Annotated in this window: 18 protein-coding genes and 1 pseudogene; 6 read left to right on the top strand and 13 right to left on the bottom strand. The window is 71.6% G+C overall.

The features are described 5' to 3' along the window. Positions 1 to 78: 78 nt before the first annotated feature. Positions 79 to 852 (top strand): annotated as a pseudogene (locus tag OG700_RS25365) (fructose PTS transporter subunit IIB); the annotation flags it as partial. Positions 853 to 987: 135 nt separating this feature from the next. Here the strand turns inward: OG700_RS25365 and OG700_RS25360 are convergent. The 7 genes from OG700_RS25360 to OG700_RS25330 form a co-directional block, all read right to left on the bottom strand. Continuing rightward, a complete protein-coding gene (locus OG700_RS25360) occupies positions 988 to 2,019 on the bottom strand; it encodes a cation diffusion facilitator family transporter (protein WP_405617328.1) in 1,032 nt (343 codons plus the stop codon). A 98-nt stretch (positions 2,020 to 2,117) separates the two neighbouring features. Next, positions 2,118 to 3,287: a mannose-6-phosphate isomerase, class I gene (gene manA / locus OG700_RS25355; RefSeq protein ID WP_405617327.1), complete on the bottom strand. Its 1,170-nt coding sequence runs from the start codon at positions 3,285 to 3,287 to the stop codon at positions 2,118 to 2,120. A gap of 196 nt (positions 3,288 to 3,483) precedes the next feature. Next, a complete protein-coding gene (locus OG700_RS25350; protein ID WP_405617326.1) occupies positions 3,484 to 4,620 on the bottom strand; it encodes an SIS domain-containing protein in 1,137 nt (378 codons plus the stop codon). Between the two features lie 401 nt (positions 4,621 to 5,021). Further along, positions 5,022 to 5,201, bottom strand: coding sequence for a Trm112 family protein (locus OG700_RS25345; protein ID WP_405617324.1), 180 nt, complete (start codon positions 5,199 to 5,201; stop codon positions 5,022 to 5,024). Positions 5,202 to 5,425: 224 nt separating this feature from the next. Then, positions 5,426 to 6,784 carry a phosphomannomutase/phosphoglucomutase gene (locus tag OG700_RS25340; protein ID WP_405617322.1) on the bottom strand — a complete coding sequence of 453 codons (1,359 nt, stop codon included), beginning with the start codon at positions 6,782 to 6,784 and terminating at the stop codon, positions 5,426 to 5,428. Positions 6,785 to 6,858: 74 nt separating this feature from the next. Next, entirely contained in the window at positions 6,859 to 8,475 is a 1,617-nt protein-coding gene (locus tag OG700_RS25335) for an L-lactate permease (protein WP_405617320.1), read from the bottom strand. Between the two features lie 220 nt (positions 8,476 to 8,695). After that, positions 8,696 to 9,124 (bottom strand): DUF3499 domain-containing protein, encoded by a 429-nt coding sequence (locus OG700_RS25330; RefSeq protein WP_405617318.1) that lies wholly within the window; start codon positions 9,122 to 9,124, stop codon positions 8,696 to 8,698. 270 nt (positions 9,125 to 9,394) lie between these two features. Here OG700_RS25330 and OG700_RS25325 point away from each other — a divergent pair, with 270 nt between their 5' ends. After that, positions 9,395 to 9,823 carry a metallopeptidase family protein gene (locus OG700_RS25325; RefSeq protein WP_405617316.1) on the top strand — a complete coding sequence of 143 codons (429 nt, stop codon included), beginning with the start codon at positions 9,395 to 9,397 and terminating at the stop codon, positions 9,821 to 9,823. Positions 9,824 to 9,871: 48 nt separating this feature from the next. Here OG700_RS25325 and OG700_RS25320 read toward each other — a convergent pair whose 3' ends face one another. The 3 genes from OG700_RS25320 to OG700_RS25310 all read right to left on the bottom strand — a co-directional run bounded on the left by OG700_RS25320 (position 9,872) and on the right by OG700_RS25310 (position 15,803). Then, entirely contained in the window at positions 9,872 to 11,446 is a 1,575-nt protein-coding gene (locus OG700_RS25320) for a DUF5719 family protein (RefSeq protein ID WP_405617314.1), read from the bottom strand. Then, a complete protein-coding gene (locus OG700_RS25315; protein WP_405617312.1) occupies positions 11,443 to 15,261 on the bottom strand; it encodes a glycosyltransferase in 3,819 nt (1,272 codons plus the stop codon). The genes OG700_RS25320 and OG700_RS25315 overlap by 4 nt, the downstream gene beginning before the upstream one ends. A 278-nt stretch (positions 15,262 to 15,539) precedes the next feature. After that, on the bottom strand, positions 15,540 to 15,803 hold the full coding sequence (locus OG700_RS25310; protein ID WP_023541320.1) for a WhiB family transcriptional regulator: 264 nt from the start codon (positions 15,801 to 15,803) through the stop codon (positions 15,540 to 15,542). Positions 15,804 to 16,462: 659 nt separating this feature from the next. Here OG700_RS25310 and OG700_RS25305 point away from each other — a divergent pair. From OG700_RS25305 to OG700_RS25295, 3 genes are all read left to right on the top strand, one after another. Beyond that, a complete protein-coding gene (locus OG700_RS25305; RefSeq protein WP_405617310.1) occupies positions 16,463 to 16,963 on the top strand; it encodes a cysteine dioxygenase in 501 nt (166 codons plus the stop codon). A 13-nt stretch (positions 16,964 to 16,976) separates the two neighbouring features. Continuing rightward, the gene (cofD, locus tag OG700_RS25300; protein WP_405617308.1) at positions 16,977 to 17,945 is read left to right on the top strand and encodes a 2-phospho-L-lactate transferase; all 969 of its coding nucleotides are present in this window, start codon (positions 16,977 to 16,979) and stop codon (positions 17,943 to 17,945) included. A 65-nt stretch (positions 17,946 to 18,010) separates the two neighbouring features. Next, positions 18,011 to 19,288: a coenzyme F420-0:L-glutamate ligase gene (locus OG700_RS25295; RefSeq protein ID WP_405621969.1), complete on the top strand. Its 1,278-nt coding sequence runs from the start codon at positions 18,011 to 18,013 to the stop codon at positions 19,286 to 19,288. Between the two features lie 22 nt (positions 19,289 to 19,310). On the opposite strand, the gene OG700_RS25290 is transcribed toward OG700_RS25295, so the two are convergent. The 3 genes from OG700_RS25290 to OG700_RS25280 all read right to left on the bottom strand — a co-directional run bounded on the left by OG700_RS25290 (position 19,311) and on the right by OG700_RS25280 (position 23,070). Further along, complete coding sequence (locus OG700_RS25290) at positions 19,311 to 20,342, bottom strand: DNA-3-methyladenine glycosylase family protein (RefSeq protein WP_405617306.1); 1,032 nt, start codon at positions 20,340 to 20,342, stop codon at positions 19,311 to 19,313. Positions 20,343 to 20,624: 282 nt separating this feature from the next. Beyond that, a complete protein-coding gene (locus OG700_RS25285) occupies positions 20,625 to 21,707 on the bottom strand; it encodes a sugar phosphate nucleotidyltransferase (RefSeq protein ID WP_405617304.1) in 1,083 nt (360 codons plus the stop codon). A gap of 64 nt (positions 21,708 to 21,771) precedes the next feature. Then, positions 21,772 to 23,070 (bottom strand): peptidoglycan recognition protein, encoded by a 1,299-nt coding sequence (locus OG700_RS25280; protein WP_405617302.1) that lies wholly within the window; start codon positions 23,068 to 23,070, stop codon positions 21,772 to 21,774. Positions 23,071 to 23,207: 137 nt separating this feature from the next. On the opposite strand from OG700_RS25280, the gene OG700_RS25275 reads away from it, so the two are divergent. Then, entirely contained in the window at positions 23,208 to 24,008 is an 801-nt protein-coding gene (locus tag OG700_RS25275) for a TIGR03089 family protein (RefSeq protein ID WP_405617300.1), read from the top strand. Positions 24,009 to 24,328 lie beyond the last annotated feature (320 nt).

The raw sequence follows: 24,328 nt of genomic DNA, 5'->3' as shown, positions 1-24,328 counted from the left end.
GTCGGGTGTTGCAGGATGCGGGTGGATCGGTGAGTGCAACACGCACCGATCCGGGCCGCGAAGTGTGAGGAGATCCAAGTGACCAGTCCGGCGAGTGAGCAGCGCAAGGCGCGGCTGCTCGCGGTTACCGCCTGCCCGACCGGCATCGCGCACACCGATATGGCAGCGGAGAAGCTGGCGCAGGCCGCGGAGGCGCTCGGTGTCGAGATGAAGGTGGAGACCCAGGGCTCCATCGGTGCCGAGAACGTCTTGACCGACAACGATGTCAGAGAACGGACGGCATCATCATCGCCGCCGACAAGGATGTCGGCCGCGGCCGGTTCGTCGGGAAGCGGGTGCTGGCCGTGGGGGTGGCCGAGGGTATCCACCATCCCGAAGGACTGATCGAGCGGGTGCGGAGCGCGCCCGTAACACGGGGCCACCGGGAGCGGCGGCGACGATCACGAAGTGGTCGGATCAGCGGGACGTGGTGGCGCCGAGGGTGGCGGGATGGGCGCGACCGGCGGGACCGGTGGGAGCGCCACGGGCGGCGGCAAGGCGCGGAGTCTGGCGTACAAGGCGCTGATGAACGGCGTCTCGTACATGATCCCGTTCGTCGTGGTCGGCGGTCTGCTGATCGCCGTCTCGCTCTCGATCGGCGGCGACCAGGATCCCAAGTTGGGGCTCGTCATCCCCGAGCAGACGTTCTGGCGGTACGTGAACCAGATCGGCACCATCGGGTTCACTCTGATGGCGCCGATCCTGTCCGGTTACATCGCCTACGCGATCGGTGACCGGCCGGCGCTGGTGCCCGGCATGATCGGCGGCTGGATCGCCAACACCGGTGCTCTGTACGACTCCGAGGCGGGAGCGGCTGACGGCAGCGCCCGACGAGGCGGCGATTCTCGGTGTGCTGGGCGAGATCCGGTAGGTCGTACGAACTCACCTCCGTAAGGAGGCCCCGGCGCGAGGTGCGCCGGGGGCCTCCTTACGGATGCGAGCGGGTGATCAGTGGCCGTTGCCCGAGTCGGGAGCCGACTCGGCGGTCGAATCAGCGGCCGGCTCGGCGCTCGGCTCGGTCTCCGTGACGCCGGGCGACTTACCCGGGTTGGTCCCCGCCGCAGCGGCAGCGGCGTTGAAGATGTCCGGCTCCAGGTAGATCACGCGGGCGATCGGGACCGCGTCGCGGATCCGCGTCTCGGCCGCGTTGATCGCCTGGGCGATCTCGGCAGCCGTGTCGTCGTGCTCGACCGCGATCTTGGCCGCCACCAGCAGTTCCTCGGGACCGAGGTGGAGCGTACGCATGTGGATGATGGCGGTGACGTCGTCACCGTCGACGATCGCGGCCTTGATCTTCTCCACGTCCTCCAGGCCGGCGGCCTCGCCGAGCAGCAGAGACTTCGTCTCGGCCGCCAGGACAATCGCGATCACGATCAGCAGGATGCCGATGCAGAGCGTGCCGATGCCGTCCCAGATGCCGTCACCGGTGACGAGCGCCAGGCTCACGCCCATGAGCGCCAGGACCAGACCGACCAGCGCGCCGAGGTCCTCAAGGAGGACGACCGGGAGCTCGGGAGCCTTGGAGTGCCGGATGAACTCCTTCCAGGAGCGCTTGCCGCGGATCAGGTTCGACTCGACGATGGCTGTACGGAAGGAGAACGTCTCGACGATGATCGCGAACACGAGGACGCCGACCGGCCAGTACCAGGCCTCGATCTCGTGCGGGTGCTTGATCTTCTCGTAGCCCTCGTAGATGGCGAACATGCCGCCGACGGAGAAGAGCACGATGGAGACGAGGAACGCGTAGATGTAGCGCTCACGGCCGTAGCCGAAGGGGTGTTCAGGGGTCGCTTCGCGCTTCGCCCTCTTGCCGCCGAGGAGCAGCAGCCCCTGGTTGCCCGAGTCGGCGAGCGAGTGCACGCTCTCGGCGAGCATCGACGACGAACTACTGAAGAGGAACGCCACGAACTTGGCTACTGCGATCGCGAGGTTGGCGACGAGCGCCGCCACGATCGCCTTGGTTCCGCCTGACGCGCTCATGGGTGCGGTGGATCCCTTCCTCGGTCTGCGGCCCTGGCGCCGCGGTACGGCGGCACATTGTTGCAGCCGCCGAGGCGGACGGTACGCGAAGCGCTGGTTCAGGCGATGACGGTGGCACGGAACACCCTGCCCGTACCGGTCAGTTCGGTCTTCTCGCCCGCGGGGACAAAGACCGAATCACCGGGGGTCAGATCGATGTCGTTGGCACGCGGGGTGCCCGCCGTGCAGAGGAGGATCTGAGGGGTGTCGGCGGTGAGTTCGCGGTGCGTCCCGCCGGGCGCCAGGCCATAGGCGGACAGCCGGAACTCGTCGATCGGGGTGTCGTACAGCTCCTCGCCGGACGCCGACGCCTCGGGGCGGAGCACGGCGGGTTCGGTCGACTCGAAGCGCACGATGCGGAGCAGTTCCGGCACGTCGACGTGTTTGGGGGTGAGGCCGCAGCGCAGGACGTTGTCCGAGTTGGCCATGATCTCGACACCCAGCCCGTGCAGATAGGAGTGCGGGACGCCGGCGCCCAGGTAGAGGGCTTCACCGGGCTGGAGTTGTACGTGGTTGAGCAGCATGGCCGCGATGACGCCCGGATCGCCGGGGTAGTGGTGCGCGATCGACACATATGGCGAGTACTCGCCGCCGAGGCGTGCCGCTGCTTCGGCGGTGGAATGAACGGTGTGGGACATCTCGTCGGGGTCGGCGGTCAGCACGGCGGTGAGGACTTCGCGCAGCGCGGCTTCCTCGGGGTGGGCGTGCAGGAGGTCCACATAGGGCTTGAGCGAGTCGACGTCCAGCCGGGCGAGGAGGTCGGCGGTCTCGGCGGGTGCGCGGAAGCCGCAGAGGCCGTCGAAGGGGGTGAGGGCGCAGATCAGTTCGGGCTTGTGGTTGGTGTCTTTGTAGTTGCGGTGCGGCGCGTCGATGGGGACGCCCTGGCGCTCCTCCGTCGCGTAACCCTCCTTCGCCTGGGCGGGGTTGGGATGGACCTGGAGGGAGAGAGGCGCGTCGGCGGCGAGGAGCTTGAGGAGGAAGGGGAGACGTGGACCGAATTTCTTGACGGTACGGGCGCCGAGTTCCGCCTCGGGGGCGGCTGCGATGGCTTCGGAGAGCGGGTGATCCAGGGGGGTGGTGGAGCGGTTGATACGGGACGGGGCCCCCGGGTGGGCGCCCATCCACATCTCGGCCTGGGGCTCGCCGGTGGGGGCGGTGCCGAGCAGCTCCGGAATGGCGGTCGTGGAGCCCCAGGCGTAGGGGCGCACGGTGTTGGAGAGGCGGTCCATGGGTGCTTCCTTGTTGCGTGGTGTACGGGCGAGGTGCTTGATGTGCAGGCGAAGTCGCCTGGTGTACGGGCGAAGTTCGGAGGTGTGTGGAGTACGGGCGAAGTAGAGGCGACATACGGGGGGATGGCCTGCGGGTGACGTGCCCGGTGGATGAGGTGCGTTCAGTGCGGGGGGCGGTCGTGGAGACCGGGCGGGGTCATTCGCGGTTACCCGAGGCCAGGGCCAGATAGACAGCCGTGAAGTCGGTGACGGCGACGAGTTCCGCGAGGGCTTCGAGCTCGCTGCCCTCCTGCGGCTCCAGCTCGCTGATGGCCGTCTCGTGGCTGATGGCGAGTTCGCGGGCCGCCGGCGCCGCGGTCAGTCCGCCGACGGGGCGGTCCCGGAGCAGCACGACGCGGGCGCGCAGCGCCTGGGGCTCCTCGACGCGGTCGCGGAAGAAGTCGTCGGGGTCGGCGGCACCGCCGGCGAAGTCGCCGCCCAGGAGCAGGCCGTGCGCGGGCAGGGCGCCGGGAAGCTCGGCCGCGAGCGCGGGGCGGCCGGACAGCTCGGCCAATACGGCGGCGAAGCGGCGGCCGGCGGGGGCGGCGGCCGTGCCTTCCGTCCAGATCAGCGGGAGACTGTCGGCGAGTTCGGCCGCGAGGGTCTTGGCCGGGTTGCTGTACGTCGCGATGGCCGGGCCGCAGCGCTCCGCCGTGCTGTCGAGGCGATCGGCGACGAGCTGAAGAGTCTCGGCCGAGGCGGTGAGCAGTCCGACGCGGTCGAGAAGCGACAGGAGCGGGGTGAACAGCGCCCAGAGCGCCCCTGGGCTCGCGGCCTGGATCTCCTCGTACTGCTCCTGCGGTGTGGGCGCCATGGGGACGGCGAGGCCGTGTGTGCCGTCCACGGCCTCGCTGAGCGGGGACTGGCGTGGGGCGACGGCGACGACGGTGCAGCCGCGGCGGTACGCCTGCTCGGCGAGGAGGGCGAGGCCCGGTTCGCCGCCGTCGGTGGTGGCGATCAGGAGCAGGTCGACGGAGCCGGCCCAGCCGGGGAGCGCCCAGCGCAGGGCGCCTGCGGCGGGAGCCACTCCGGTGGGCCGCAGCAGGGTGACGGGCGCGGCGGCACCCGCGAGCGCGCCGAGCAGGTCGGCTACGCCGAGTGCGGCGGTCCCGGAGCCGGCGAACAGCACGGCGCGGGGGCGGCCCTCGGGGGTGAGCTGTCCGATGCCCGCCTCGGCGGCGTGCCGGACGGCGGTACGTACCCGTGCCCCGGCCTCTGCGGCGCCGAGGAGGAGCCCACGGTGGTCGGCGCGGGCCAGCGCGTCCGGCGCGTCGAGCAAGGACTCGTCGAGCATGGGGGTGGGTCTCCGATCGCCTGGGCGCCGGGTGCGGCGCGTGAGCAAGGGCGTTGCGCGGGCCTGTGGAGCGGGGCGGCGCCTCTGGGCCGTGTTGGGGAAGTAGCGCCGTCCGCCCCGCAGGGCCAGCCTCGCGCCCGCTCTGCGGAGCGGCTGACGACTCCGTCGGTGCTGGCGATCGCGAGGCGGAGGATCGGCGTTGTGGATGGCCCGGCCGTCCTTGAACGACTGGTGACAACGCGGCTAAGGGGCAGCTCCCGTGCCCCTTCGGGGCTACGGAGGAGTGCGTGCCGGGCGTCACGGGGCAGGCGGGACTTCCCACACACGGTCTAGGCCCTGTCCGGCGGATCTTCGGGGGCCCGGGTCGCCTGGCTGATCCCCGAAGATCCGCCGGACAGGACCTAGGGGCGGCGGGCCTCGTCCACGAGGAGTACGGGGATGTCATCGCGGACCGGGTAGGCGAGGCCGCAGTCCGCGCCGGTGCAGATCAGCTCGGGCGTGTCGGCTTCGGTGCGGTCGCTGAGCGGCGCGTGACAGGCCGGGCAGGCGAGGATCTCCAGAAGGCCGGCTTCGAGCGGCATGTGGTGGGTGTCCCTTCGAACGAGCTGAGGCGTACGGGGTGGTGCGGATTGGGCCACATCAGCCTACCGCCGGGGGATGGGGGCGGGCCGGGGCCGCGCAAGCGGCGCGCTTCCCCCTACCCGCCCTTCCCGCAATCGGGGCAAGCCCCAAGACCCCTGGGCTCCATGCTCAGGCGCCGGACGGGCTGCCCACGCAGCCCGTCCGGCCGGGCAAAGAAACCGGATCAGGACCGGATCAGAGCCAGGGCCTCGTCCCTGATCTTGGCCATCGTCGGTTCGTCGCGGGCCTCCACGTTGAGGCGCAGCAGCGGTTCCGTGTTGGACGCGCGGAGGTTGAACCACCAGTCGGGGGTGGTCACCGTCAGGCCGTCGAGGTCGTCCGTCGTGACACCCTCGCGGCCGGTGAATGCCTTCCGTACAGCGGCGAGGCGGGCCGTCTGGTCGTCCACCGTGGAGTTGATCTCGCCCGAGCCGGCGTATCGGTCGTAGGAGGCGACGAGTTCGGACAGCGGGCCGTCCTGCCCGCCGAGCGCCGCCAGGACGTGGAGCGCGGCGAGCATGCCCGTGTCGGCGTTCCAGAACTCGCGGAAGTAGTAGTGCGCCGAGTGCTCACCGCCGAAGATCGCGCCGGTGCGGGCCATCTCCGCCTTGATGAAGGAGTGGCCGACGCGCGTACGGACCGGGTTGCCGCCGTGCTCCCTGACGACCTCGGGCACCGACCAGGAGGTGATGAGGTTGTGGATCACCGTGCCGCCGGGGTGCTTGGCGAGTTCACGCTCGGCGACCAGGGCCGTGATCGCCGACGGTGACACGCCCCTCCCCCGCTCGTCCACGACGAAGCAGCGGTCCGCGTCGCCGTCGAACGCCAGGCCCAGGTCCGCGCCTTCGGACAGCACGCGCGCCTGGAGGTCCACGATGTTCCGGGGGTCGAGCGGGTTGGCCTCGTGGTTGGGGAACGTGCCGTCCAGCTCGAAGTACATCGGGACCAGGTCGACCGGCAGCCCGGCGAAGACCGTGGGGACCGTGTGGCCCCCCATGCCGTTCCCCGCGTCGACCACGACCTTCAGCGGGCGGTTCGCCGAGAGTTCGACCAGGGACAGCAGATGTGCCGCGTAATCCGACAACGTGTCACGCTGTGTGATCGTTCCCGGCTTGGCCGCCGGTTCCGGGGGTCCCTCGGCCAGCCAGGTCTCGACCAGCGCGCGGATCTCCGCCAGGCCGGTGTCCTGCCCCACCGGTGCGGCGCCCGCGCGGCACATCTTGATGCCGTTGTAGCGCGCCGGGTTGTGCGACGCGGTGAACATCGCGCCCGGCAGGTCCAGTGCGCCGCTCGCGTAGTACAGCTGATCGGTCGAGCACAGCCCGATCAGCGTGGCGTCCGCCCCGCGCCGGACGGCACCCTTGGCGAAGCTCGCCGACAGGTGGGGCGAGGAGGGCCGCATGTCATGACCGACGACGATCGCCGTGGCGCCCGTGACTTCCACGAAAGCCGCTCCGAACAGCTCGACGAGCCGGTCGTCGAGCTGGTCCGGATATACGCCACGTACGTCGTACGCCTTCACGATCTGGCCCAAGTCGGCCACGGCACCCCTCCTGAGGTCTCTGCGGACAGTCCTCACAAACTACCCGCGGGCCCACCGGGATCCGAAGGAAGGGCCTACGGCAGCATCCACCCCAGCACGAAGGTGCTCTGTCCCACCACGATCAGGCACATCACCAGCAGCAGTCCGAGACTCCACGGCAGGACCTTCCTAAGGAGGTCTCCTTCCTTGCCGGCCAGACCGACCGCCGCGCACGCGATCGTCAGGTTCTGCGGGGAGATCATCTTGCCGAGTACGCCTCCGGAGCTGTTCGCCGCCGCCAACAGCTCGGGTGACAGCCCGGATTCGCGTGCCGCCGTCACCTGGAGCGCCCCGAAGAGCGCGTTGGCGGAGGTGTCGGAGCCCGTGACGGCGACGCCGAACCAGCCGAGCACGGGCGAGAGGAACGCCAGCCCCGCACCCGCCGCCGCGACGAAGTGGCCGATGGTGGCCGCCTGTCCGGAGAGGTTCATGACGTACGCGAGGGCCAGCACCGACACGACGGTGAGGATCGCGTACCGCAGCTCGTGCACCGTGGCCGCCCACTCCTTCGCCGCGTCCTTCGCCCTGAGCCCGATGACCCCGGCCGTCAGGAGGCCCGCGACGAGGACGAGCGTGCCGCCGGTCGAGATGAGCGGCAGCGTGAAGACGTTGGCCCCGACCGGCGTTCCCTCCGAGTCGGTGACGTCGAGGAACGGCCAGTCGAAGGACTGGGTCGCCTTGGCCAGTTGGTCCTTGATCGGCGGGATCTGCGCGAGGGAGAAGATCACCACGATCAGGCCGTACGGGGCGTAGGCGCGGACGACTTCGCGGCGGTCGTCCTCGACGTCCAGGTCCTCGCTGCGCGCGCCCGTCAGTACGGAGGTGCGCACCGCCTCGTCGGCCGGCTTGCGCGCGCTCGGCACGGCGAGCAGCGCCGCCGCGCCCACCAGCGCGGCCCCGATGTCGGCGAGTTGGGCGGAGACGAAGTTGGCCGCGACGAACTGCGCGACGCCGAAGGCGAATCCGCACGCCAGGGCGGGCGCCCAGGTCTCGCGCAGGCCCCGTTTGCCGTCGACGAGTCCGACGAGCACCAGGGGTACGACGACGGCGAGCAGCGGCGTCTGGCGGCCGACGACCGAGGCGACGGTGTCCAGCGGCAGTCCGGTCACCTGTGCCAGGGTCACCACCGGCGTGCCCATCGCGCCGAAGGCCACGGGCGCGGTGTTGGCCACGAGGGCGACGACCGCCGCCTTGACCGGGTTGAAGCCGAGTGCCACGAGCATCACCGCGGAGATGGCGACCGGTGCGCCGAAGCCCGCGAGCGCTTCGAGGAGCGCGCCGAAACAGAAGGCGACGACGAGTGCCTGGATGCGCGGGTCGTCGGAGAATCGCCCGAACGAGCGGCGCAGGATGTCGAAATGCTGGGTACGGACCGTCATCCGGTACACCCAGAGGGCGTTGACGACGATCCACATGATCGGGAAGAGACCGAAGACGACGCCCTGCGCGCCGGCGGAGACGGTCTGGCCGATCGGCATCCCGAAGGCGAGCCAGCCGACCGCTACGGCGACGGCCAGGCCGATCAGTCCGGCGCGATGGGCCTTCATACGGACGGCGCCGAGCAACACCAGCACGGTGACCAGCGGAAGCGCGGCGACCAGGGCGGACAGGCCGAGTGAATCGGCGACGGGTTCCAATTGCTGTTCGAACACGACAGGGGCCTCCGAATTCCGCGATGCGGAAAGTGATCTCTCACTACTGGGAGGCATGATCGTGTCCACGACAAGCAGGGTCAATGGTCCGTACAGGATCCGTCGCGGAAAGCCGGAGGAAGGGATTCAGCGCGGCCGGGAGACCCGGCCGGAGTCAGGAACGCAGGAGTCAGGAGTCAGTCATCGAGAATCGAGAATCAACGGACTCGGGAACCGGGATTCAGGAATCGGGGGAACGCAGCACCCGCAGGTGCCCGCGGCGCCCGACCTCCGGCTGACCCGTCCCGCGCGGCCCGCCGCCGGGTCCCCCCGCCGCCCGCTCCGGAGGGCGCGCCGCCTCACGCACGGCGTTCGCCAGGGCTTCCAGATCGTCACCGCTGGGCCGGGCCGGCGCCGAGCCGTCCGTGAGACGGACGACCTCCCAGCCGCGCGGCGCGGTCAGCCTCTGGCTGTGTTCGGCGCACAGGTCATAGCAATGGGGCTCGGCATACGTGGCGAGCGGGCCGAGGACCGCGGTCGAATCGGCATAGACGTACGTCAGTGTCGCGACAGCGGAACGGCCGCACGCGGTGCGCGAACAGCGACGTACAGGGCTCACGATATTGGACGGTACCGCACTCTTGAGCGGGCCGCGACGACTCTCCCCCACGTCCCTCCACCGTGTCGTAACGCGGCGTTCACCCCGCTCCACCCGCGCACAACTGCCCTGACCTGCACGGGAGGAGGAGTGAGCGATCGATGACCTTCAGTGACCGGGTCGCCACTTGGGGCAAATCCCATCAATGAAGGCGAGCCCCACGATCCGGCCGACATAGCGAAACGAGCCCCAGCTTGGCCGGAATGCTCAATTTGCGACATGGCGTCCGGCGGGCTCGGCGGGCCGTCGCGGCACCCCCCGGAGAGCTACCCTGCGTCAGTGATGGACAGTCCCGTACCGCCGCCCCCGACCGAGCCGAAACCACGCCGCCGTGACCGCCATGGACGCGGGATGCGCGGGCCCGTCGCCCCACCGCAGGTACCGCTCTCGGCGAGCCGCTCGGATTCCTTCCGTGATCTTGTACGGGACTCTGTGGAGCGGCTGGAACGGCGCTGGCCCCAGTTGGCGGAGATCGACTTCCTGGTGCTCGACGTGCCCGGCGCGGAGGACGAGTCGGTACCGCTCGGCCGGTCGGTCCCCGAGGGCAAGGACCGGCCCGCGCGCATTGTCGTGTACCGGCGGCCCGTCGAGATCCGTACGAAGAACCGAGAGGAGCGCGCCATGCTCGTCCACGAGGTGGTGGTCGAGCAGGTCGCCGAACTGCTGGGGCTCGCACCGGAATCCGTCGATCCGCGCTACGGCCAGGACTGACCGCGGATCCCGTACCCGTACCCGCACACCGTCAGTCCCGCCCCGACCTCACTTCAGTACGGAGAGGTCTTCCTTCGTCGCCGGTACGGACACCATGCCCCGGTCGTCCGGCAGCGTCTGCACCGTGAACATCGGTACGCCGTCCTGCGTCACCGCCAGCGTGCGCGCCGCGTGGACCGGACCGCCCGACTCGTGCTCGACCGTCAGCGCGTACGAACCCTTGAGGCCCGTCGGCACCGGCGGTGCGACGGCCTGCGTCGTACCGCCCTTGACCGTGTACGTCTTGACGACCTGCTCACCGCCCCCGCTGCCCGCCGAGGCCGTGACCTTCACCTTCCCGGTCTTGCCCGGCGCGGCCAGCGACAGCGTCGAGCCCTTGACCCGGTTGTCGGCGACCGTCGCGCGCTCCGCCACGGGTCCGGTCGCCGGGATGAACGCGACCTCCTGGTCGGCGCCCTTGCCCCGCACGACGCGCAGCGCGGCGACCACCGGGGTCTCGCCGGCCTCCTCCGCCGGGCTCAGGAGCACCGAGCCGGGCTCGCCCTTGGCGACGTCCTCCAGGTCGAGCGACGCCGTCATGCCTGACTTCACGTTGAGTGTCTCGGCGGCGGCGGCCGGGACGATCGTGCCGCTCTTGCCCGCCAACTCCACCTTCAGTTCGGCGTCGTCCTCACCGGGCGCGAAGACCACCAGTCGTACGGAGGTGGCGTCGGCCGGGACTCCGGGGAGCACCACGCGCGGCGCGGGATCGGCGGAGGCCGCCAGCCAGTCGCCGCCGATCTTCTCGTCGGCGGCGTTCACCACGGCGCCCACGCGGCCCGTGCGGGTGCTGACATGGACGGTGACGTTCGGCTCCGCCTCTCCGGTGAGGGTCGACAGCAGGACGGGGACGCTGGACCGCGCCGGGACCGGAATGCTCTCTCCCGTATCGGACTTGAGCGTGCCCTCCTTGCCGTACAGCGCGACGTCGGCGACGGCCGCCGTGTCGTCCGGGTTGGTGAGGTGGACGTAGTCCTGGCGCGACTTGTCCGTGGACGCGCCGGGGAACCAGAAATCGCTGTCGGGCGCGGTGCAGGTCACGCCGAGCAGCCCGCGAGCGTCGCCGGCCGTGACCGTGGTGGTCTGCTGGGTGGTCCAGCCGGGCGCGAGAGGGCCGGTGGCCGTGCCGACGAGTGCGGGGGCGTCCGAGGCGTTCTTGGTCCCGGAGACGGGCTTGCCGGGCTCCTTGAGGGCCAAGAACGGCTTGACCTTCGCGTCCGCTCCGTCCGCCGCGGGTTCCTTCGCCTTGTCGTCATTCGTCCCGTCGTCGGCCTTGTCGTCGGTCTTCTTCTCGTCGTCGGCCGCCGTGTCGTCCAAGAGCGTGACGGACGGCGCCAGTTCGGCCGCGCCGCCCGTGCCCGCGCCCTCCGTTCCGGCCGGGGTGAAGGACGTGTACGCCGTTTCGGCCAGCTCCGACGTGCTGGGCGCCGGGCAGAGCAGGCTGCTGCGCTCCACGGGGAGCCGTGCGGGCGTCTTGGCCGTCGCCGTCGTCTCGGAGGCGTCGGGCGCGCTGACCGCGGCGAACCCGGTGACCGCCGCGAGCGCGGTGGCTGCCGCGATGAGGGAGAGGGTCGTGCGGTTCACTGGTTGCTGCTCCCGTCGGGACGCTGCTCGTTCTCGTTGCCGTCGGTGTACGGCTGTTGGGGATCGGCGTAGGGCTGCTGCCCCTCGGCGTACGGCTGTTGGACGACGTATCCGTACTGGTCGTACTGGACCGGTGCCTGCTGCTGGTACTGGTCCGCCGGGTACTGCGCCGGGTACTGCTGGTAGCCGTCGGCGTCGTACTGGGGAGCGCCGTCGTACTGCTGCGCGCCCTGGTAGGGGGCGCCTTCGTACTGCTGCTGCTCGTTCTGCCCGCCTTGGTACGGCTGTTCATTCGTGTACGAGCCGTAGTCCGCGCCCTGGTAGGACGTCTGGCCGTCCCACTCTCCGTACGACTGCTGCTGCGGCACGGACGCGGCGGCGACGTACGGGGCCTCCGCCGGCTGCGGCGGTGCGGCCTCGGCGACACCGCCGACACCCCCGGCACCGGCGGCCTCCGCCGCCTCCGTGCCTTCCGGCGTCTCCGCCTGGGCCGCGGCACGCAGCCTGCGCGCCCGGCGGCCCTCGCCCGACACGGGCTGTGCGGGCACCTCGACCCGCTCCTCGGGCAGGTCGTCGTCGATCTCCCTGCGCCGCCCCGGCAGGGCGAGCACGAGCAGGACGACGGCGAGCGCGCCCTGCGCCCAGACCCACGCGGTGTGGGTGAACGTGTCCTCGTACGTGAGGTCGAGCCTGCCGCCCTCGGCGGGGAGCTGGAATCCCTGCGCCCAGCCGTCGACGGTCGTCTTCTCAAGGAGGCGGCCGTCGAGCGTGGCCTGCCAGCCGTCGGCGGCCCGGTCGGCGATCCGCAGCACCCGCCCGGCCTTGCCCGCCGGGATGTCGGTGTGGGCCTCGACCGTGGACGATCCGACGGGCAGCGGCTCGGCGCCGCTCCCGCTCCCGCCCTCGCTGTCGCCTTCGACGATCATGGCCCGTGAGATCTGGCGGTCGACGCGCCACAGCGCGCTGCCGTCGAGCTGGCTGAGCCGGCTGAGGCCGGGGGTGGCGTCGAGCACCCGCGACATCTGCGCCGGAGCGCCGTCCCGGACGAGGACGTAGCGGATCGCGAAGCCGCTGAGCTGGTCGGTCTGGTCGGCGCCGGAGCCCGCGACCAGGCGTCCGACGACCTTGTCGAGCCCGGGGTCGCTGCCGCCCGACTCGGTCAGCTCGGCGTCGCCGAGCCGGCCGCCGGAGCCGCGTACGAGCGAGTACGAGACCTCCGCGGCCGACGTACCACCGAGGATCAGTGTGCGCGGCTGGTCGCGGGTGATGCTCTCCTCGGCGACGAACGCCGGTACCTGCACCGGGTCGCGCCGCTCCAGCGGGCCCGCGGCGCCGCTGAGCATCCAGCCGCCCGCCGCGAGCAGCGGGGCCGCCCCGGCCGCTACGGCGATGAGTGCCGCGACGGGCTGTCGCCAGCCGAAGCTCTGGCTGGCGACGCGCTCCTTGGCGCCGTCGGCGCCGAGCACGGCCGCCGCGATGAGCGCGAGGCCGTAGACGAGGGTGGCGGGACCGGCCCAGCCGGAGTTGTTGGCGAGGACGGCGAAGACGAGCGCCACGACGGCGGTCACCCAGGCCGCCCGCACGGCGAACTGCCGCTCGCCACGCAGCAGCGCGGCCAGTGCCGCCAGGACGACGCCGATCAGCAGCAGCCCGCCCGCGGCCTTGGGGCCGCCGGGGCTCATGCCGAGCAGATCGAGGGCGGTGGCCTGTCCCGTACCGAACTCCAGTCCCGCTTCGCGGAAGAGCGCGGACGGTGCCGTCAGCAGCGAGAGCGACCAGGGGGCCAGGACGAGCAGCGGGGTGCCGGCGACGGCCAGCAGGCGCAGCCCGTACGCCACGATGTCGCCGCGGCGCAGGACCAGGACGGCGAGGCCGAGGACGAGCGCCATCGGCCAGACGATGGGGGTGAACGCCATCGCGAGGGTGAGCAGGAAGGCGTACGCCCAGGTGGCGCGCCAGCTTCCGCGCGCCCCGCCGCCCGCGCGGGCTGCCGCGCCGGTGCCGCCGGCGGCGCTCTCAGCGCTCTCGCCGGACCCGGCGCGGAATCCGTAGGCGGCGACGGCCGCCCGCGCGATGAGCGGCAGCAGGACGGCCAGGACGGCCGTGCCGAGCCGCCCGGTGGCCAGGGCGCCGGTGGCGGCGGGCAGGAAGGCGTACGCGACGCTCGCCCAGGCCCGCAGCAGCTTCGACTCGACGAGCGGCCGGGAGGCGAAGTACGCGGTGACGCCGGCCAGCGGTACGGAGCAGACGAGCAGCAGGGTCAGCGCGAAGCCGGTCGAACCGAGGAACAGCGCCGACAGGGCGGCGAGGACCGCGAGGTACGGCGGCGCCGTCTGGGTGCCGCCCGTGCCGATGGGGTGCCAGCCGTCGGCGTAACGGGACCACAGGCCCGCCACGTCCGGCGGCGCGGGCAGCAGCGCGCCGCCCGCGAGCGCGCCGCCGCCGAGCAGCGCGCGGCAGGCGACGAGCGAGACGACGAGCAGGACGGCGAAGAGGACGGGGCCCGGCTTGTGCGCGAGGCGCTTCAGCCGGGCGAACTGCTCGATCTCCAGGAAGTCCGCGTCGTCCCCGCCGGGGCCCGACTCCACCGCGCCGTGGCGTGAGCCACCGGCCTCGGTCTCAGAGCCGCCACCGAGGCTGCCTGCTACTTGCTCGACCGTTGCCCGGACGGTGGCGCCGGGTGGCGGGAAAAGCGCGCGAAGTTCACTGGCTTCGACGACGCCCTTGCCGCGCCGTTTTCGCGCGCCGATGATTCTGCCGGGCCGCAGGAGTGTGCCGGACAGTCCCATGACCTCGTCGACGGCCTGCCCCGGCGCCTTGCCCACCAGGTAGGCGACGGTGCGCAGGAGCGTGCCGACGAAGAGCCGCAGTAGTACGTAGGGCAGCACGGCGCCGCGCGAGTTGACGAGCAACGTGTAGACGGCGCCGGCCTTGTCGACCCGGTGCGGGTTGACGACGGAGCGGCCCGCGCAGTCGACGGTGCGGCGCTCGCGTGCGGCGGCCTCGGCGTGCCGCAGGACGGCGTCGGGTGCGACGAGCACCCGGTGTCCCGCGGTGTGCGCGCGCCAGCACAGGTCGACGTCGTCGCGCATCAGGGGGAGCCGGCGGTCGAAGCCGCCCAGCTCTTCCCAGACGTCCCGGCGGATGAGCATGCCCGCGCTGGAGACGGAGAGCACGGTGCGGACCTGGTCGTGCTGGCCCTGGTCCTGTTCGCGCCGGTCCAGCCCGGTCCAGCGGCGCCCGCTGTTGGCGATGGAGACGCCGACCTCCAGGAGCTGCTTGCGGTCGTACCAGCCGCGCAGCTTGGGGCCGACGATCGCGGCGTGCGCGTCGGTGTCGACGACGCGCAGCAGTTCGGCGAGGGCGTCGGGGTCGGGCGCGCAGTCGTCGTGGAGCAGCCACAGCCACTGCACGGGCTCGCCGTGGGGCAGTTCGGGCATGTCGTACGCCTCGTCGCGCCAGGTCCGGGTGACCGGGTCCCAGCCGCTCGGCCGTCTCAGATACGGCAGGTCGTCGGGCGTGAGCACGCCGGCGGTACGGACCGCCTCCTCGACGGCCGTACCGAAGCTGGTGCGGCGGGCGAGGTGGACGACGCGGTCCGGGCCGAGCGATTCGGTGAGCAGCGTGGCCGATTCGTCGGCGCTGCCGGTGTCGGCGGCGATGACGTTCTGTACGGGGCGTTCCTGGCCGATCAGCCCGGTGAGGGCGTCGGGGAGCCAGCGGGCACCGTCGTGGGAGACGAGCACTGCGGTCACGACGTGCCGCGGGTACTCCGGTGCGGTGGCTGAAACGAACGCGGCTGTGGTGGCGGACATCGAGGTAGGGGCCCTCCGGCCGGGGGGTCGCCCCGACGGGGCGTTGGGGCGTCTCGGACGGGGCCCCACACTAACGGTACGAACAAGCGCCGGATCGCCGAGCGCCGGGACAAAGCGGACGACCGGGGAGACAGCGCCGGGCCGTGGTGCCCGCGCCGGTCACGACAACGGTCCGCCGCCTGCGAAGAGGACGCAGATGACGGACCGTTCGAATAATGACGCGCGAGGTGTCACGCGGGCTATCGCGCAGGGCGCGGGCCGAGAATGGCCGGAACTGTTCAAACCGCGGCCTTCTTGAGACGGCGGCGTTCACGCTCGGACAGACCGCCCCAGATACCGAATCTCTCGTCGTTGGCGAGGGCATACTCCAGGCATTCGGAGCGGACCTCACAGGCGAGACAGACCTTCTTCGCCTCTCGGGTGGAGCCGCCCTTCTCGGGGAAGAAGGACTCGGGATCGGTCTGGGCGCACAACGCGCGCTCCTGCCAGCCGAGTTCCTCGTCCGCGTCCTCGACCAGCAGTTGTTCGAACAGCTCGGTCATGTGCGCCCCTCGTCTGTCTTTACGTCCCCGTGCTTGCGGCCGCTACCGTTTTCGGCCGAACGACACGAGTGAAATTACAAGTGTGCGGATACGAGCCAGTCAAGCCGAGATCTGCTATTGGTCCCGGTATTCACTCTGCGGAACCAAGGCTATGCGGAAAGTGTTCAAATCACCAAAAACCTGACACATGCCACTGGCCTGCCCGCATCCACTCCTCCCCGGGGGAGACGCTCGGAGCCTCATTGATGTTGCGATCCAGCCACGGAAGCGATCCGAATCACAGCTCGATCACGCCAAAGCGAGAGCGCGAGGATGTTTGCGAGCCCGACTGCTGCGCCATGTCTCCCCGTCAGCGAGTGCACAAACCTTTCTCCGAACTCCGTAACCAGATGAGGTGAAACATTGCCGCCAAATCGGTCATTGAGTTGACAAGTGGGAACCGTTCCCGCCACCTTTGAATGCATGCCGGTCACCTCAGCGTCGTACGCGATCCACACCCGTGGATTCCGCAGCGCTGTCCAGGCCCGCTGTTGCTGTTCCTGTTGTCCGTGCTGTTGAGCCTCTGACGCTCCGGCCGTACATCTCTTTCCTTTCCGCTCCTTCCGCGCACCTTGCTTCGCGCCCCCACGCACGCCTTCTGCCGAGGAACCTCCACACCCATGAACAGCGACAGCGACCTTCACATCGCGGGCGACCTCCTTGAGGTACCGCACCTTCTCCAGCCCGCCCGTGAGCACCCCGCCACCGTGGCCGAGTTCGCCGGTCTGGCCCGTGCCATCGCCGCCGACCGCCCGCGGTGGGCCACGCTCGTCCGGTACGACGCCGCCAGCCGCTGGTACCACCGGCTGAGCACCGGTCCCGGCTACGAGGTGTGGCTGCTCTCCTGGGTGCCCGGCCAGCGCAGCGGACCGCACGACCACGGCCGCTCGTCCGGTGTCCTGACCGTCCTGGACGGCGAACTGACGGAGCGTACGCAGACGGCCGGCCGCACACTCGGCGGCGGCGCGCAGCGGGTCTTCGCCCCCGGATACGTCCACGAGGTGGTCAACGATTCGCTCGAACCCGCCGTCAGTCTGCACATCTACCACCCGGGTCTGACCGAGATGCCGATGCACTCCGCCCGGTGCGCCCCGGCGGCCCGGGATGTCGTACCCGCCTGACAAACTGCACCGCATGCGCATTGTGGTTCTGGCCGGCGGTATCGGTGGTGCCCGTTTCCTGCGTGGCCTCAAACAGGCCGCGCCGGACGCGGACATCACGGTGATCGGCAACACCGGTGACGACATCCATCTGTTCGGGCTGAAGGTCTGTCCGGACCTCGACACGGTGATGTACACCCTCGGGGGTGGCATCAATGAAGAGCAGGGCTGGGGACGTACGGGCGAGACGTTCCAGGTCAAGGCGGAGCTTGCGGCGTACGGAGTGGGGCCCGAGTGGTTCGGCCTCGGCGACCGCGACTTCGCCACCCATATCGTCCGCACGCAGATGCTGGGCGCCGGTTATCCGCTGAGCGCGGTCACCGAGGCGCTCTGCGCCCGCTGGAAGCCCGGGGTGCGGCTGCTGCCGATGTCCGACGACCGCGTCGAGACGCATGTCGCCGTCGATGTGCCGGACAGCCCCACCGGCGAGCGCAAGGCCGTGCACTTCCAGGAGTACTGGGTGAAGATGCGCGCCTCCGTGGAGGCCCACGCGGTCGTGCCCGTCGGCGCCGACCAGGCCAAGCCGGCGCCCGGTGTGCTGGAGGCCATCGCCCAGGCCGACGTCATCCTCTTCCCGCCGTCCAACCCGGTCGTCAGCATCGGCACGATCCTGGCCGTGCCGGGGATCCGCGAGGCGATCGCCGACGCCGGGGTGCCGGTCGTCGGGCTCTCGCCCATCGTCGGGGACGCGCCGGTGCGCGGCATGGCCGACAAGGTCCTCACGGCGATCGGCGTCGAGTCGACGGCCACCGCCGTGGCGCAGCACTACGGTTCGGGGCTGCTGGACGGCTGGCTGGTCGACACCGTGGACGCGGCCGCGGTCGCGGAGATCGAGGGCGCGGGGATCCGCAGCAGGGCCGTACCACTGATGATGACCGATCTGGACGCGACGGCCGCGATGGCGCGTGAGGCGCTGACGCTGGCGGAGGAGGTGCGGGCGTGACGTCCTACGAAGGCGAAGTCGAAGGCAGTGCCGGTGGCGGTGGCGAGGGGGGCGCGTCGTACAGCGTGCGGGCGCTCGGCGGGCTGCCCGAGGTCCGCGCGGGCGACGATCTCGCCAAGCTGATCGTGGCGGCGGGGCCCGGTCTGGCCGACGGGGACATCCTCGTCGTCACGTCGAAGATCGTGTCCAAGGCCGAGGGCAGGACCGTCGAGGCGCGGGACCGCGAGGCGGCGATAGACGCGGAGACCGTCCGTGTCGTCGCGCGGCGCGGCCCACTGCGGATCGTGGAGAACCGGCAGGGTCTGGTGATGGCCGCGGCCGGCGTCGACGCGTCCAACACCCCTTCGGGGACGGTGCTGTTGCTGCCCGAGGACCCCGACGCCTCGGCCCGCGCGATCCGGGAGGGGCTGCGGGACGCGCTGGGCGTGGACGTCGGCGTGCTCGTCACGGACACCTTCGGCCGGCCCTGGCGCAACGGGCTGACGGACGTCGCGATCGGCGCGGCGGGTGTGCGGGTCCTGGACGATCTGCGCGGTGGTACGGACGCGCACGGCAACCCGCTGAGCGCGACGGTCGTCGCCCTCGCCGACGAACTGGCCGCCGCCGGCGAGCTGGTGAAGGGCAAGTCCGCCGGGCTGCCGGTGGCGGTGGTGACCGGCCTGGCGCGGCTGGTGGGCGAATCGGCGGACGGCGCGCGGGCGATGGTGCGGGTCGCGGCGGACGACATGTTCCGGCTCGGGACGTCCGAGGCGGTACGGGAGGCGGTCACCCAGCGCCGTACGGTCCGGGAGTTCACCGACGAGCCCGTGGACCCCGGCGCGGTGCGCCGCGCGGTCGCCGCGGCCGTGACGGCTCCGGCGCCGCATCACACGACGCCGTGGCGGTTCGTCCTGCTGGAGTCGCCCGGGGCGCGCGGCCGGCTCCTCGACGCGATGCGGGACGCGTGGATCGCGGACCTGCGCCGCGACGGCAAGTCGGAGGAGTCCGTGGCCAAGCGGGTACGGCGCGGGGACGTGCTGCGCAACGCGCCATATCTGGTGGTGCCGTGCCTCGTGGCGGACGGCTCGCACACCTACGGGGACGCGCGGCGCGACGCGGCGGAGCGCGAGATGTTCGTCGTCGCGACGGGCGCCGGGGTGCAGAACTTCCTCGTGGCGCTGGCGGGCGAGCGGCTGGGCTCCGCGTGGGTGTCGTCGACGATGTTCTGCCGCGACGTCGTACGGGACGTGCTCGAACTGCCCGCGAACTGGGACCCGATGGGCGCGGTGGCGGTCGGACACGCGGCGGCGGAGCCGAAGCGGCGGCCGGGGCGGGCGCCGGAGGACTTCATCGAGGTGCGGTGAGCGCGGGCTGCGGCGACGCGCCTCAGAGGTGGGCGATTCTGCCGACCGGCATGCGGGGTGCGCGGCGTGGTGGCGTACGGCCGCTGAGCAGGATGAGCCGTACGGCGCGGTGGCGTTGCCCGGCGTACGGCTCCAGCAGTTCGAGCATCCCGGCGTCGTCGGTGTCGGGGCGGCCGGCGAGCGCGTAGCCGACGATGCCCGGCAGATGGAGGTCGCCGACGGTGACGGCGTCCGGGGCGCCGTTCGACCGCTGAAGGGTCTCGGCGGAGGTCCACGGGCCGATGCCGGGGATCAGCTCCAGGCGGGCGGCGGCGAGTTCGGGCGTCATGTCGACGGCCTCCTCCAGCCGGCGGGCGACGCGGGCCGCGCGCACGATCGTGTCGGAGCGCTTGCTGTCGACGTTCGCCCTGTGCCACTCCCAGGACGGGATCATGGCCCAGGTGCGGGGGTCGGGCATGACGTACATCGGGCTGTCGCGACGGCCGTCCGGTGATTCGCCGTACGGGCCGGGGGCGGGCTCGCCGTACTTCCGTACGAGCAGCCGCCAGGCGCGGTACGCCTCGATCGTCGTGACCTTCTGCTCCAGGATCGACGGAATCAGCGACTCCAGGACGAGGCCGGTGCGGCACAGGCGCAGACCGGGGCGGCGGTGCCGGGACGCGGCGAGGAGTCTGTGGCGCGGGACGAAGGCGGCGGGGTCGTCCGACGCGCCGAGCATCTCGGGCAGCCGCTCCAGCAGCCAGTCGGCCCCGGGGCCCCACGCCTCGGCGTGCACGGCGCCGTCGCCGGGCCTGACCCGCAGGGTGCCAGGCCCGGCTGGAGTGCGGGTGGCGCGGATGGCGGAGCCGTCGGGCGGGGTACGGAAGGTGGGGTCGGCGGGTCCGCGACGGAGGGGGCCGAGGACGAGCCCCAGGTCGAACGCGTCGCCGGGCGGGACCCAGACCCTGATCTTCGCGGTCACGCCACTGCCGCCGGTGCCGCCGCCGGTGCCGCCGCTCGTCCGGGGTGCGGGAAGGGCGGAGGTGCGGGGACGGGGGGCGAAGCGGCCTGCCACGGGGAGGGTCCTTGGGATCGGGGTCTGTGAAGAGGGTAGGCGGTGCGGCGGAGGCGGTGCCGGGGCGGGGCTCTCCCCGACCCCGCCCCTTCCCGAAACCGGGGGTGGGCCCCGGACCCCGCGCCGGGGCGGCGAACCGGCGGGGCGGGGCGTGAACAGCCCGCACCGGCCTTCCAGGGCCCGGAGGTTACGCGGCGGGGCCGTACCCGCCGGCACAGCCACCCGGCACGTGCACCCCGTCCGTCCTCGGACGCCGGACGGGCTGAAGAAGCCCGGTGGGTCCTATTCGTCCGACGAGAAGCGGATCGAGCGGGCCGGGAGCGTCGTGTCGCACCAGACGCGGGCTCCGGGGTGGAGTTCGTTGTCCGGACCCACCGTCGCGCCGTCGCCGATCACCGCGCCCGACAGTGTCGTGCGGGCGCCCACGTGCGCGCCCGCGCCCACCAGCGAGTCCGTGATGACCGCCCCGGCGCCGATCACCGCGTTGTCCAGGATCGCGCTGCCCGAGATCCGGGCGCCCTCCGCGATCACCGCGCCCGCGCCGATCACCGTGCCCGCCGTGAGCTTCGCGTCCGGCGCGACCCTGGCGGTCGGCAGGACGAGGCGGTCGCCGCAGCGGCCCGGCACCGCCGGGGACGGGGCCACGCCCAGGACCAGGTCCGCCGAGCCGCGAATGAAGGCCTGCGGCGTGCCGAGGTCCAGCCAGTACGTGGAGTCGACCATGCCGTGCAGATGCGCACCGGACTCCAGGAGGTCGGGGAACGTCTCGCGTTCCACCGACACCGGGCGCCCCGCCGGGATGGAGTCGATCACCGAGCGGCGGAAGACGTAAGCCCCCGCGTTGATCTGGTCGGTGACGATCTCCTCCGGTGTCTGCGGCTTCTCCAGGAACGCCGTGACCCGGCCGGTGTCGTCCGTAGGCACCAGTCCGAACGCCCTCGGGTCGTCGACCCGTGTCAGATGCAGTGAGACGTCCGCCCCGGCCGACGCGTGGGTGTCGACCAGCGCGCCGATGTCCAGGCCGGTCAGGATGTCGCCGTTGAAGACGAGCACCGGGTCGTCCGGCCCGGAGTCCAGCCGGGCGGCGACGTTACGGATCGCGCCGCCGGTGCCGAGCGGCTCGTGTTCGGTGACGTACTCAAGACGCAGGCCGAGCGATGAGCCGTCCCCGAAGTACGGCTCGAAGACCTCGGCCAGATACGACGTCGCGAGGACGATGTGCTCGACCCCGGCGGCCCGCGCCCGTCCCAACTGGTGTGCGAGGAACGGGACACCGGCCGCCGGGACCATCGGCTTGGGCGTGTGCACCGTGAGCGGCCGGAGCCGGGTGCCCCTGCCGCCGACCAGGAGGATCGCTTCAGTCACCTTGTCGTCTCTGCTTCCTGCTGGGGCCTGCGCTCCCCCGTACGGGGGAGGGTGACCAGCCAGTCTAGGAGCGACCCTGGTACTTGGCGGCGGACACACGGATGGTGCCGAGTTTGCTGTACAGCTTGTTGCCCGGACAGTCCGTCACGAACCCGTCCCGGTGCCCGGAGACCGCGTTCATGCTGACCTTCTTGCCCTTGGCGTACTTGTTGCCGCCGGCCGACGTCAGCGTCACCTTGCCCCGCGGGTTGATCCCGTGCAGCCCGAGCTTCCAGGCGCTGAGCTTGGCCACCGCCGTCGTGACGGCCGCGGGCGGATTGGTGGTCGAGTACGACCCGAGGACGGCGATGCCCGTGCTGTTCGTGTTGAACCCGAGAGTGTGCGCGCCCATGACCGGCTTCGTCACGCCGCCGGCGCGCCCCTCGTAGATGTTTCCGCACTTGTCGATGGCGAAGTTGTAGCCGATGTCCCGCCAGCCGCTGCTCGTCACGTGGTAGCGGTAGATACCGCGAATGACGGAGGGCGCCTGCTTGCAGGTGTAGTTGTTGCCCGTCGCGCTGTGATGGACGAACGCCGCCTTCACCGTCTTGGTGTAGCCGAGCCGCTTCTCGCGCAGCTTCTCGTTCGCGCCCCACCCCTTGCGGGAGATGATCTTCGGGCGCGGTGCGGTGTACGGCTTGGCGGCGGTGCCGGTGTTCGCCGTGTTCGGCTTGGTCGCCGCGTTCGGCGTGTTCGGCTTGGTCGCCGCGTCGGAGTCGGAGTCGGAGTCGGTCGCGACGGTCTGGCCGCGCGAGGCGTCGGCCTCCGTCACCGGGAGTTGTTCCGGCGCCTCCCCCGGGTCGACCAGTTCCAGGCTCAGTCCGCGTGGCAGCGGCGCGCGGGCGGGGCCGGCGTCCGGGCCGTCGTCCGCCTGGACCCGTACCTGGACACCGTCCGACGCCCCGACCCACAGGGGAGCCGTCGAGCCCCGCACGGTGCCCGAGTCGCGTTCCGACGTACCGAGGTCGGCGCCGTGTTCGGCGTTGTGCGTCTCGATGTCCTGCCAGCCTGACCAGTCGCCTGTTTCGGCGGACCGGCTTCTGACCTGGACCGAGCCGTGGAGTTCGGCGTCGGCGTCGTCCCAGACGACTCCGACGAGCGAGAAGGGTTGGACGTCCCGCTGGGGCAGCCCCTGCTCGGTGGCGACACCGAAGGAGCGTTCCGACCCGAGCGGGACCAGTGGCAGCGACTCCGTGGAGCCCGGGACGGCTGTGCCCGTCCGGGCGTCCTGGGGAGCCGCCGCAGCCCCGGAGGGCACGGAGAGCGGGAGTACGAGAGCCGCGGCACAGGCGACGCCGACCGAGGAAGACAGGAATGCACGCATGTTCCGATCGTGCGGCCGGCCGGCCGGGCCCGCCTTCCGGGAGTACCCGCGGAAACTGACGGGCCATCGGACCAACCGGTGGACGGCGTCACCGGTACGGCGGTGCGCGCCCGGCCGCCCGGCGTACCCTTGCCCGCGTGAACGCCAGCGACCGTACCCCCGCCGACCTGCTGCGATCCGCTCTCGCCACGGATCCGGTCCGCCCCTTGGTCACCTTCTACGACGATGCCACCGGTGAGCGCGTCGAATTGTCCGTGGCCACCTTCGCCAATTGGGTGTCCAAGACCGCCAATCTCCTCCAGGGCGACCTCGCCGCCGAACCCGGCGACCGGCTCGCGCTGCTGCTGCCCGCGCACTGGCAGACCGCCGTGTGGCTGCTCGCCTGTTCCTCGGTCGGGGTGTGCGCCGAGATCGGCGGCGACCCGGCCGCCGCGGACCTCGTCGTCAGCGGTCCGGCACCCGAAGACCTCGCCGCCGCCCGCGCCTGTCGGGGCGAGCGGCTGGCGCTCGCGCTGCGTCCGCTCGGGGGCCGCTTCCCGCAGCCGCCCGAGGGTTTCGCCGACTACGCGGTCGAGGTGCCCGGCCAGGGCGACCGCTTCGCGCCGTTCGCGCCGGTGGATCCGGACGCGCCCGCGCTCGTCGTCGCCGGTACGGAGCTGACGGCGGCCCAGGTCGTCGGGAAGGCCCGCGCGGACGCCGCGGACCTCGGTCTGACGGCGCCCGGCGCCCGGCTGCTGTCCGGCAGGCCGTACGACACCTGGGAAGGGCTCTCGGCGGGGTTGTACGCGCCGCTCGCCGCGGGCTCGTCGGTGGTGCTGTGCCGCAACATGGACCAGTTGTCGGCGGACGGGCTGGCGAAGCGGATCGAGAGCGAGCGCGTCACCGGCACGGCGGTCGGCACGGCCGGAGATGTCGGCCAGGCCGGCCAGGTCGGCTAGGTCGGCCAGGTCGGCTAGGGCGTGTTGCGAAAGTAGCGCCGTCCGCCCGAAGGGCGGGGCCGACGGCGTCTGGTGCGTGCGATCGCAAGGCGGAGGATCGTTCTCGTACTGGACGTACTTGGATGATTCCGACAACGCGGCGAGTGCGCGTGCCAGGCGTCGTCGGCCAGGCGGGACTTTCGAAACACGCCCTAGGTCGGCCTGCGCGCGGCGACACGGTGACCTGATGAGCTGACGGGTTCCGGCGCGGAACACCGCCTCCGGTAGATGATCGTCGGTAGATCCAGTTCAGTGCACAACCAAGCGTGCGGTTCAGCCGT

Source organism: Streptomyces sp. NBC_01508 (assembly GCF_045040315.1).
Taxonomy (GTDB): domain Bacteria; phylum Actinomycetota; class Actinomycetes; order Streptomycetales; family Streptomycetaceae; genus Streptomyces.
This window is presented reverse-complemented; position numbering and strand designations above follow the sequence as displayed.

Excerpts from the sequence above, each read along its gene's own strand:
- OG700_RS25305 (WP_405617310.1), top strand. The coding sequence starts at position 16,463 with ATGAACAGCGACAGCGACCTTCACATCGCGGGCGACCTCCTTGAGGTA.
- OG700_RS25310 (WP_023541320.1), bottom strand. The coding sequence starts at position 15,803 with ATGACCGAGCTGTTCGAACAACTGCTGGTCGAGGACGCGGACGAGGAA.
- manA (WP_405617327.1), bottom strand. The coding sequence starts at position 3,287 with ATGGACCGCCTCTCCAACACCGTGCGCCCCTACGCCTGGGGCTCCACG.
- OG700_RS25280 (WP_405617302.1), bottom strand. The coding sequence starts at position 23,070 with ATGCGTGCATTCCTGTCTTCCTCGGTCGGCGTCGCCTGTGCCGCGGCT.
- OG700_RS25345 (WP_405617324.1), bottom strand. The coding sequence starts at position 5,201 with ATGCCGCTCGAAGCCGGCCTTCTGGAGATCCTCGCCTGCCCGGCCTGT.
- OG700_RS25350 (WP_405617326.1), bottom strand. The coding sequence starts at position 4,620 with ATGCTCGACGAGTCCTTGCTCGACGCGCCGGACGCGCTGGCCCGCGCC.
- OG700_RS25325 (WP_405617316.1), top strand. The coding sequence starts at position 9,395 with ATGGACAGTCCCGTACCGCCGCCCCCGACCGAGCCGAAACCACGCCGC.
- OG700_RS25315 (WP_405617312.1), bottom strand. The coding sequence starts at position 15,261 with ATGTCCGCCACCACAGCCGCGTTCGTTTCAGCCACCGCACCGGAGTAC.
- OG700_RS25360 (WP_405617328.1), bottom strand. The coding sequence starts at position 2,019 with ATGAGCGCGTCAGGCGGAACCAAGGCGATCGTGGCGGCGCTCGTCGCC.
- cofD (WP_405617308.1), top strand. The coding sequence starts at position 16,977 with ATGCGCATTGTGGTTCTGGCCGGCGGTATCGGTGGTGCCCGTTTCCTG.